The 9,735-nt window shown below is 37.5% G+C and carries 12 protein-coding genes; 2 read left to right on the top strand and 10 right to left on the bottom strand.

The features are described 5' to 3' along the window. The 10 genes from WKU33_RS18475 to WKU33_RS18430 form a co-directional block, all read right to left on the bottom strand. A partial coding sequence (locus tag WKU33_RS18475; protein ID WP_340456035.1) for an N-acyl-D-amino-acid deacylase family protein occupies positions 1-1,122 on the bottom strand: 1,122 nt, incomplete at its 3' end. A gap of 19 nt (positions 1,123-1,141) precedes the next feature. Continuing rightward, a complete protein-coding gene (locus tag WKU33_RS18470) occupies positions 1,142-2,257 on the bottom strand; it encodes an alanine racemase (protein WP_340456034.1) in 1,116 nt (371 codons plus the stop codon). Positions 2,258-2,275: 18 nt separating this feature from the next. Further along, a complete protein-coding gene (locus WKU33_RS18465; RefSeq protein ID WP_340456033.1) occupies positions 2,276-3,061 on the bottom strand; it encodes an IclR family transcriptional regulator in 786 nt (261 codons plus the stop codon). 256 nt (positions 3,062-3,317) lie between these two features. Then, positions 3,318-4,055, bottom strand: a complete 738-nt coding sequence (locus tag WKU33_RS18460) for a creatininase family protein (protein ID WP_340456031.1) — start codon at positions 4,053-4,055, stop codon at positions 3,318-3,320. 2 nt (positions 4,056-4,057) lie between these two features. Beyond that, positions 4,058-4,669, bottom strand: a complete 612-nt coding sequence (locus tag WKU33_RS18455; protein WP_340456030.1) for a bifunctional 4-hydroxy-2-oxoglutarate aldolase/2-dehydro-3-deoxy-phosphogluconate aldolase — start codon at positions 4,667-4,669, stop codon at positions 4,058-4,060. 14 nt (positions 4,670-4,683) lie between these two features. After that, positions 4,684-5,601: a phosphotriesterase family protein gene (locus WKU33_RS18450; protein ID WP_156855230.1), complete on the bottom strand. Its 918-nt coding sequence runs from the start codon at positions 5,599-5,601 to the stop codon at positions 4,684-4,686. A gap of 100 nt (positions 5,602-5,701) precedes the next feature. Then, the gene (locus WKU33_RS18445; protein WP_336253425.1) at positions 5,702-6,970 is read right to left on the bottom strand and encodes a PTS ascorbate transporter subunit IIC; all 1,269 of its coding nucleotides are present in this window, start codon (positions 6,968-6,970) and stop codon (positions 5,702-5,704) included. A 5-nt stretch (positions 6,971-6,975) separates the two neighbouring features. Further along, positions 6,976-7,257 (bottom strand): PTS sugar transporter subunit IIB, encoded by a 282-nt coding sequence (locus WKU33_RS18440; RefSeq protein WP_336253424.1) that lies wholly within the window; start codon positions 7,255-7,257, stop codon positions 6,976-6,978. 11 nt (positions 7,258-7,268) lie between these two features. Next, positions 7,269-7,703 (bottom strand): PTS sugar transporter subunit IIA, encoded by a 435-nt coding sequence (locus WKU33_RS18435; protein WP_336253423.1) that lies wholly within the window; start codon positions 7,701-7,703, stop codon positions 7,269-7,271. Between the two features lie 5 nt (positions 7,704-7,708). After that, a complete protein-coding gene (locus WKU33_RS18430) occupies positions 7,709-8,452 on the bottom strand; it encodes a GntR family transcriptional regulator (RefSeq protein WP_156855234.1) in 744 nt (247 codons plus the stop codon). Positions 8,453-9,072: 620 nt separating this feature from the next. Here WKU33_RS18430 and WKU33_RS18425 point away from each other — a divergent pair. Beyond that, positions 9,073-9,261, top strand: a complete 189-nt coding sequence (locus WKU33_RS18425; protein WP_336253422.1) for an SDR family oxidoreductase — start codon at positions 9,073-9,075, stop codon at positions 9,259-9,261. Positions 9,262-9,296: 35 nt separating this feature from the next. Then, positions 9,297-9,377: a hypothetical protein gene (locus WKU33_RS18420; RefSeq protein ID WP_336253434.1), complete on the top strand. Its 81-nt coding sequence runs from the start codon at positions 9,297-9,299 to the stop codon at positions 9,375-9,377. The last annotated feature ends 358 nt before the right edge of the window (positions 9,378-9,735 follow it).

The following is a 9,735-nucleotide window of genomic DNA, read 5'->3' as shown; positions in this document are numbered from 1 at the left end:
TGCAGTATCGATTGGATCCTTTCCAGTTATGTTACTAATATCTAAAATACTCATTCCCTCAAATTCTGAGTTATTCGAAACTGAAGATACAACTACATTATTCCATCCAGTCGAGACTACTAGATTATCCCAATCATCCTGTTCTTCACTAACTTCTTTTTTTATTTTCTCTCTTAGCGTTTTGTCCTGCAAACGTCCAATACAAGATGATACCCCACCCTCCAGTGCCCACGGCGGTAATAAAGTAGTTAATGAAGTGGAACCAGCATCATAGGGATAGACATCACACGTAATATCCATTCCTTTCGCTCTTGCATCCTCAATAAGAGAAATTGCTTCAAATACCCCACCCCAATTTCTTTTTCCTGCAGCCTTTAAATGACTAACTTGCAGAGATACTTCACTTTTCTCCGCAATCCAAATCACTTCTTTGATAGAAGGGATGAGATTATTTCCTTCCCCTCTGATATGTGTTGCTAAAATACCATCATATTTGGGTAAAACACTACACAGTTCTGCAATTTCCTCCTTTGAAGCGTATCTCCCTGGAGAATAAAGTAAACCGATAGATAATCCAATTGCACCTGCTTGCATGCCTTCTTCTAAAATCCTTTTCATTTTGCTCATTTCTTCTTTAGTAGGTGGCCGATTTTCAAACCCCATGACTGCTATACGTAATGCACCATGAGCAACATAGGTTGATATATTCTCTGAAATACGAGACTTATTAATAGTCTCTATATATTCCTCAACAGATGTCCAAGACCATTCCCAATCTGTACTTCCGATAATTGGTTCTATATATTCCTTTAACAGCAGTCCATTTTCTTTAAAATATGGAGCTGGTGCTAATCCACAGTTTCCTACGACTTCAGTGGTTACACCTTGCTGTAACTTAATATCAAAATGTGGATCCTTTAAGACTAATAAATCCGAATGGGAGTGACCATCGATGAAACCTGGAGCTACAATTTGACCTTCAGCATTAACTACTTCATTGGATTCCATGTCGAACCTACCTATATGCGTAATTATTCCATCTTTAATGCCTATATCTCCAAAAAACCACGGATTTCCTGTCCCATCAACAATACGGCCATTTTTTATTATTGTATCAAGCATCGTATTTCCTCCAGTCTTTTTATTGTAATTTTCCACGTGCAAGAACTTTGTAACGTTCTAATGCACCATCTTCACCTTCCATAAAAACTGCGTTATGAAGATTAATTGTGGAGCATATATGATTAGGAATAATTTCTAATATATCTCCAACTTCAATTGATGAGTCACCCTCAATATGAAGTATACCGTGTTCTTCTGTAACCCTTTCCAAAGTAATATTTGGGTGACCAACAACTTTACCAAACCCTCTTAAAAAGATTGGGGATTGATTTGGTTGAACATCTGTAGCAAACGTTTTACTTCCTCCATCAATAATAGCTCTATTCTTTGTTGGTCTACTAACTATTGTTACTTTAACAGTCGCTGCACATTCTTCCTCTGTACAACATCCATACTTTTCTTGCATTGCATCATAAAACACATAAGTTCCTGGTCTTATTTCTGTAACACCTTGAACAGTTGCAGCGGAAGCAGATGTGGAGGTAGACCCTACACTAACATCCTCAATTGATAATCCAATCTTTCTTAATTTATTAGCCAACTTAACCATTATTTTTCCTTCCTCAATTCCCGCATCAACAAAATCAATAGTTGGTTTCCCATTCAGGATTGGTCCCCTAAATGTATATATTCCTGAAATTTTTAGGTTTTTATATGTTGAAATTTCTTTTGCAATATCTACTACATTTTCAAGAGGAATACCAGTTCTTTCTAACCCTGAATCCACCTCCAATCTAATCTCCAATGTAGTATTATTTTTCACTGCTAATTCTGATAGCCTTCTTGCTCCTGCCAAACTATCAACACCTAATATTAGTCTTATTCTTCTACTAAGCTTAATAGCCTTCTGAATTTTTTCTTTGCTTACTAGAGGATAAGCGATAAATATATCTTGGATTCCATAATCCGCCATGACTTCTGCTTCAGTTATCTTTGCCGCTGTTATTCCAATTGCACCTGAGGCGAGTTGTTCTTTAGCAATATAAGGTAGTTTATGTGTTTTAATATGTGGACGAATATTCACTTTGTTTTCTTTGGCAACTTTACTCATATTCTGAATATTCCTTAAAATCTTAGCTTTATTAATGATAATCGCCGGTGTATCCAATCCAATTTCCCCTTTCTCCTTGTTCATATACTCGAACAATGTTCATCAATTAGCGTATAAAAAGTAAAGTTTAGATTCTTTATACCCAAACCTACGTGATAATTCCATTGCATAATTTATTAGATAAACAGAATACTCTTTTGCATTCTCTTCTTGCATACGTGTTACCAATCCTGCAACACTGATTGCAGCAATCGGTTGATTAGAGTAATCACAGATTGGTGCAGCTATACAATAAACATCTTCTTCTCTTTCCCGATCATCTATCGCATAACCTCTTTCCCTAGTTTGCCTAATATTTTTCATTAAACTATTAAAATCTTTAATGCTATTTTCATTTACTGGAGAGTATTTCATATCCTTTGTTATTTCTGTAATCTTCTCATCTGAATTTGCAGCTAAAATTGCCTTGCCTAAACCTGTTAAATACATGGGGAGCCTTGTGCCCAGCGAGGCGGTTGTTCGAATAGAAGAGGATCCTTCGACCTTATCCAAATATACTATCTCCTCTCCTGATGGAACAGCTAAGAAGGCAGTTTCCCCTGTACGTTTTACAAGATTTTCTAAATAAGGGCGTGTATCCTTAATTAGGTCAGTATTACTTAAATAAGATGTACCTACCTCGAATAGCTTTATTCCTAGTTTGTATTTTTTTATATTTGGATCAAATTCTAGGAATTCCTTAGCAACCATGGTCTCAAGGATTTCGTATGTACTACTTTTTGGAGCTTTTAATGCTTCACTGATTCTAGAAACTGAAATAGGCTCATTATCAGCTGCAAAAAGTGATAAAATATCCAATACTCTCGATGCTGTTTTATTAATTTTCAAGTTATTCACCTCTGAGTTGTTCACATATGCGAACAGCGTTCGAAAAATGATTTGATTTGATTTTACACAACTTGGAAAGCGCTGTCAATATGATTTTTTATTATTTATTAATTTGTGACTTGTCGAATAACTCGTCGGATAGATTTACGGCTTATTGGATATGTATTACACAAAAAAAGTTCCAAGCAATTTTTTAGCTCGGAACTTTTTCATCTTTCTATTTGAAGCTATCTACGTCTCAGTTCTTCTTTACTCTTTATTTAACTTCATCATAAGCCTCTGCTACCAAAGTCTCCATCAAATCTAAATATTTCTCAAGCATCTCTTCGCCTTTTTCCTTAGTTGCGAGAGTCGCATCCCCGTATATACCACTCTTACTCAAGTCGCCTAAGGAAATAGTTGACTTCCCATATAAGCTTGGTTTTTCAGGATACTCCTTCACCGCTTTTTCCATATTGACCAATTCAGGTTTTACTGCCAGCATTAAGGAAGTTTCAAATTCACAAGCGTGGACCATGCCATGCCATGTCGGCGATTCACAAATCTCGCTGCGGATCTGTTCTAAATTTGGATAAAACATATAGATAACCGGCATATCTAATTCATCCATCAGCTCTCTCGCGGCATATTTCATACTTGTTTTATTTGAGTCATGTCCATTAACCAGGACTAACAGTTTCACACCATAGCGTGAGACACTATGCGCTACATCTTTTATTATACTTTCCACATGGTGCTGCTGTATGGAAACAGTGCCTGGAATGTCACGCCATACCCAAGAATAACCGAAAGGCATGGCCGGTAACATCAATGCTCCGGTTCTTTCCGATAATCTTCTGGACATCGCTTCCGCTAAATATATATCGACTCCTAAAGGCATGTGGTGTCCATGCTGCTCCGTTGCACCTAAAGGAAGAATAGCAACCGGGAACTCTTCTATAGCTGTAGCTACCTCATCACGATTCATTTTGATAATTTCTTTTGCTGATCCCATGACTATGCCTCCTTTTCCAATGATTGAACAAATGCTTTTGCGTTTTCCTTGATTTTTTCTACGTCTTTTCTTGACGCCCCTCTTGGTACCAGATCGCTTCCAATAGCAAAAGAAGAGTAGCCAGCATTTTTAAACTCATGAATGTTTTCTTTCGTTACCCCGCCGACTGCCATAAAATTCATGTTTGGAAAAGGACCTCGAACATTTTTAATGAATCCAAATCCCAAATCGATAGCAGGAAATACTTTAACCGTTTCGATGCCGAGACTCGCTGCTTGCATAATCTCACCCGGCGAGAAGACACCAGGGAATAGGAGAATATCTTTTGAGCGTACATACTTCGCTATTTCGCGGTCCCAACCTGGTGTAATGATGTATGTTGCACCAGCTTCCAATGCTGCATCCACTTGACGTTCTGATATTACGGTTCCTACTCCGAGTTGGACTTCATCAGCAAATGCATCACTTACTTTACGAATACACTCTAAGCCTTTTGCTTCATCACTTAAAGAAACTTCGAGCCAAGATATACCCGATTCTAACAATCCTTTTGTAATAGGGAGAATATCTTCAGGATCAACCCCGCGGATAATTGCAATTAAGTTACGATTCATTGTCAGCCCTCCTATTAAAATCTAGCTAACCAATTGGCTGGATTATCAACAAAAATAGTATCAATATCTTTTTTATCAATACCTTCATCCAATAATCTTGGGATGAATTTTTTCAAAATATATTCAAATCCAGGTCCACCACCGTATGCGTGCAAGTAAGCCTGACGTCCCATATCTGCAGAGATGAGTAATTGATTAGCAAAACCGTTATCGATCATATTACGGATCAAGGATACGCGTGTACTATCCGGATAATATTTAATCTTGCTTACTCCATCAAATTGTACATAGGCACCTCTTTTTGCTAACTGTAAGTGATAGTAAGGATCAGCATTTCGATCACTATGACCAACAGCGACTAATGATAAATCAACTCCCTCCTCTTCTAAAACATCAAGCATCTCCATCCCCATTGTTCCGGCTTCTGTGTGCAACCAGATTGGTGCGCCAGTTTGCAACTGTGCTCTAGCAACAGCACGGGTAACTTTTTCTTCTAAAGGATGAATTAATTGGTTCCAGGAACCAGCTTTTAAGAAACCAGATTTTGCCTCTGTTCCATCCATTCCGATCGTTACATCTCTCACTAGTTTTTGGGTGATTTCATCAACGGTTAAAGCATCCACCCAGTTTGGAAAATAGATATGCTTATTGAATCCCGAAGTAGCAAGCACATGAACTCCTGTTTCTTTGGACATTCTGACCAGTTTAGAAGCATCACGTCCATAATCCAATGTAGTCGCATCTAGTAAAGCATTTCCGCCAGCCTTTTTAAAGCGCCATAATTCACTAACACTCGCTTCATAGTCTGTCAATTCCAAGTCACGGTCTTTTTGAGATGCTGGGGGATTTGTCCATAAATGTTCATGACTATAAGTAAATCCCAGTTCATCTTTCGCAATATCTCCTAATACTGTTCTAATTTTTTTACTCATTTCTAACACTCCTTCTTCTAGTTGTCTGAAAATTAATTGAGGAACCAATACTGCATGCATGATTTACCTACCGCAAATCATGCATTCTAGAGGAATAAAATTACCAAGCCACTCCGAATAATAAACCTACTAATTTAATTAGAATTATGACAATAATGGCGTCAGGTGAGGCGAACCATAGTCCACTTACTCCATATTCAGATAAACCTACTAATGGGTAAGCGAAAGCAACTAATAAAGAGAAAGTAAGTCCTAGGAAAAATCCTGAAATGATAGAGCCTCTTAATCCGCCGCGAGCATTCCCGAATACACCTGCAGCACCACCCATAAAGAAAAGACCTATAACAGAAGGTAAAACTGCAACTGGTAAAAAGCTAGACATGAATGTAACAATTAAGCCTCCAACTAGTGCTGACAGGAATCCTATTGTTACGGCAACGGGTGCATAAGAAAAGAAGATTGGAACATCAAGTGCAGGTTTTGCTCCAGGAACAATTTTCTCGCCAATACCTTTAAATGCAGGTACAATCTCCCCAAGGAACATCCGAACACCCATTAATAAGATTAAAATACCAACTACAAATTCTAATGCTGTAAAAATGGCGAACTGATAACGGTTAACTCCTCCAGTTATCTCATTTATCACACTAGCATCAACAAACGAAGCTGTAATGGTATAAACCAATACCATGATAATTCCCATTAAAATACTCATATCTTTCAGAAAGTCGAGGGACTTTGGAACTTTTACATCTTCAGAAGACTGATCTTTGTTTCCAAATTTCCCTCCTACCCATCCGGATAGAGAAATCCAAGAACTTCCCCAGAAACCAAAGGCCACACTATCATTTCCAATCACCTTACGTACGGAAGATTGGGATATTGCGGGAAAGGCAACCATTGCGATACCTTGAACAATCGATCCCAACACAATCGTCATTACACTGGAAAGCCCCATTTGACTAAACACAATGGCCATCGTTGCTGCAAAGGAAAACATCATATGACCGGTTAAAAAGATATATTTAAACTTAGTAAACCGCGCGATTAACACATTAATTAAAAACGAAAATATTAATATGAACGCGGTTTCTCTTCCAAGTATTGTTTGGACAGCCGCAGCAATCGCATTATCTTCTGCAACTATACCTGTTAAACCAAAAGCTTCTGTGAACATCGTGCTAAATGGAATTAAAGCATTGACGATAATGTTAGAGCCTTGTTGAAGAATTAAAAATCCGAACAACGTTTTCATCGTACCTTTAATAACATCCGAGGTCGACTTTCTTAAGGCAACCAGTCCCAATCCAGCAATTATTGCGATAATAATAGATGGATTGCTTAATATAGAGACTAGAACATCAATCACTTTTATCACCCCTTAGATAGCTTTTCAATCATAGGAAGTACTTTTTCTTTAATTTCATTTTTATCTAACATGTTGTCAATTGAAATAACGGGAACGTCCTCACTAGATAACTCTGCAGCAATCTCACTGGAAGCTACCATGAAATCACAGCTCTTTCCTTTAGCACTTCCAAGATCTGAAGCTTCTCCGTCTACTGTGTAACCATGGTCCTTTGCCATTGCTTGAATATCCATTAATAACATCAAACTTGTACCAAATCCCATTCCACATACACTAAGAATATACATACGAACCACTCCTATATTGTTATTATTTTAGCTAATTCATCAAAGTCACTTGCCTGCAAAATTTGTTCATGTTTACTTTTGTCACCTAAAATGGTTGCTATTTTTTGAAGCATTTCAATGTGACCATTATTACCTACACCAGCTATAGCGCAAACTAGTTTTACCGGATCATTATTTTCATGCCCAAATTCAATCGGATCTTTTAACCTCACGATAGAGAATCCTGTGGCAACCGCTCCTCGTTCTGGACGAGAATGCGGTATAGCAATACCCGGTGCAATGACGATATATGGTCCTACGCTTTGAAAGCCATCTATCATCGCATCAATATATTCTTCAGATGCGTAACCTGCTTTAACTAATAATTCCCCGCTTAGACGAATAGCCTCTATAGGGTTATCCACTTCAGCGTCTAATAGTACTGCTTCCTCTTTTAGTAATCCCACGCTGCTCACTCCTTAATAATTCTATTACGCTCACGGCCTGAAACTTTAATATGGTATTCATATTCATCTGATCGACTGACCATCTCTACCATTTCGACTGGCGTACCATTTGGTAAATATGTTGTTCTCGTAATATGCATGACTGCATCTTCTGGAGAAATATTTAATGTTGACGCTTCCAAATCAGTTGCAAGCCTTGCTCTAATTTGTTCATTAGCCTCTTCCAGCACGATGCCATAGTTTTCTTCCAATTCTTCATATAATGACTCTCTAGTGAATCCCTTTTCAAGAAAACCCGGGACATATTTTTCCCTTAGATAGTTGAACATCAATGCAATTGGCTTTTCATCCACTAGCCTAATCCGCTCAATACATATTACTTTTTCATTGGGATGAAGGCGTAATTTTCTTTTCATTTTTTTAGAGGGGTTTACTTCATAAATTTTAAGGCTTTTCGTTTCAGGATTTTTCCCTTTTAAAAGCATTTCTTCTGTCCAGCTTGTAATACTATTGGCATCCTGAACAATTTTTGTTGATAAAACAAAAGTCCCTCTACCTTGTATTTTTTCAACGTAGCCTTCTTCTACCAACTCATCAATCGCTTTTCGAACCGTAATTCTGCTGACGTTAAATTTTTCTTCCAGTTCAGATTCTGTTGGAATTAAATCACCTGCCTTCATATACTGATTGATTTCTTTGATCATTTTTTGTTTAACCTGTTTATATAAAGGGATTTTAGACCTAGCCATTAATGTGACATCTCCACCTTTCATTTACAATAGATTATAATGTCTTAATGAATATTATATAATTCATTATAATGACTATATCATTATTTTTTTGCATTGTAAAGGATTTCACAGATGGTTTTATTTGTCTTTTGGGTTTGTTGTCGAATTTTTGTCATCTTTTCTAGACTTTGTAATCGGATCTATATTCACTCGTTAAGTCGGTGATTATGGAAGATGAATTTAGTGGTTCTGGCTTGAAGGTGAGGAGAATCATGTCGAATAGCATGTGGGGAGAAGAAGGTTTAAACTGTTGTATTTTTAATTTAGGTTTGTCAAGTAAACTGTGTAAGTCTTAGTTAGATTTATCCCACTTAACCACAGTGTGAGCTGCTTACCATGGAATTTAGTGCCGATTAAGTATGGCGCGCGAGGCGTTATGGATGGAATAGGAGAGGAGGATGCGGGAATTGGGAATCAGGGCTGAGTAGCTGGGTAGTCTTTAATAAGCTGATTAGGAAGGGATATGATCAGATTCATATTTGAGTCCGGAAACACGAAAGAAATCAAGCGAGTTTCTATCACTCTAAAAGAATATAAAAGCTCCTATTTTATTCGATCTCCCTACACTAGTAGATTAAATGCGTGCGGATCAAGAAAATATTTTAGTTGTCCAGGCTGATGTTACAAACGAAGAAGATGTGAAGAATTATGTAAAACAGGCTGTGGGTGCATTGGGAAAGATTGATGTTTTCTTCAATAATGCAGGTATCAATGGACCATTCCAGGAAATTAAGGATCTGGATAAAAAAAACATGGTATTCCACTAGGCAGATTTGGAGCACCAAAGGAAGTTGCACAAGTCGTGCTGTTCCTTGCATCCGATCATTCTTCCTTTGTAACGAGAACGTTATATAATGTCGATGGTGGGATGCAAGCTGATTAATGTAGTGTATTTTCCGTTATAAAAGAGAGTTAGCATTAGCATCCCTCCGTTTAAGTTGTCTATTTCGCAGTATCGATTTAAGCGGAGGATAATATTTTATACAGGTATTGCAAGTTTTCATAAATCGATTCGGAGTTTTGAGCTTTTGTTCAGATTAGTAAGCCTTCTTCTTATGACCTTAGGCGTTCCCTCTCATCCTCCTCTCTAGAAATGCAGTACCAAAGCTTCAATCACTTCAACAAGCCAAATGAAAAGTGTTGCACCGCAAATGATAATTTCCAAAAAGTGGATTTGCAATACTTTCAAACCGTTTTGTTCAGCTTTGCGAATACCAAAAATATCACCGTTATTTATAATC

Source organism: Oceanobacillus sp. HCA-5259, assembly GCF_037892815.1.
Lineage (GTDB): Bacteria > Bacillota > Bacilli > Bacillales > Amphibacillaceae > Oceanobacillus > Oceanobacillus indicireducens.
Note: the sequence above shows the minus strand (reverse complement) of the source record. Positions and strands in the feature narration are given on the sequence as shown.

Bases quoted from the DNA above. Each gene is read 5' to 3' on its own strand.
- WKU33_RS18470 (WP_340456034.1), bottom strand. From the start codon at position 2,257: ATGAACAAGGAGAAAGGGGAAATTGGATTGGATACACCGGCGATTATC.
- WKU33_RS18460 (WP_340456031.1), bottom strand. From the start codon at position 4,055: ATGGGATCAGCAAAAGAAATTATCAAAATGAATCGTGATGAGGTAGCT.
- WKU33_RS18455 (WP_340456030.1), bottom strand. From the start codon at position 4,669: ATGAATCGTAACTTAATTGCAATTATCCGCGGGGTTGATCCTGAAGAT.
- WKU33_RS18450 (WP_156855230.1), bottom strand. From the start codon at position 5,601: ATGAGTAAAAAAATTAGAACAGTATTAGGAGATATTGCGAAAGATGAA.
- WKU33_RS18440 (WP_336253424.1), bottom strand. From the start codon at position 7,257: ATGTATATTCTTAGTGTATGTGGAATGGGATTTGGTACAAGTTTGATG.
- WKU33_RS18430 (WP_156855234.1), bottom strand. From the start codon at position 8,452: ATGGCTAGGTCTAAAATCCCTTTATATAAACAGGTTAAACAAAAAATG.
- WKU33_RS18425 (WP_336253422.1), top strand. From the start codon at position 9,073: ATGCGTGCGGATCAAGAAAATATTTTAGTTGTCCAGGCTGATGTTACA.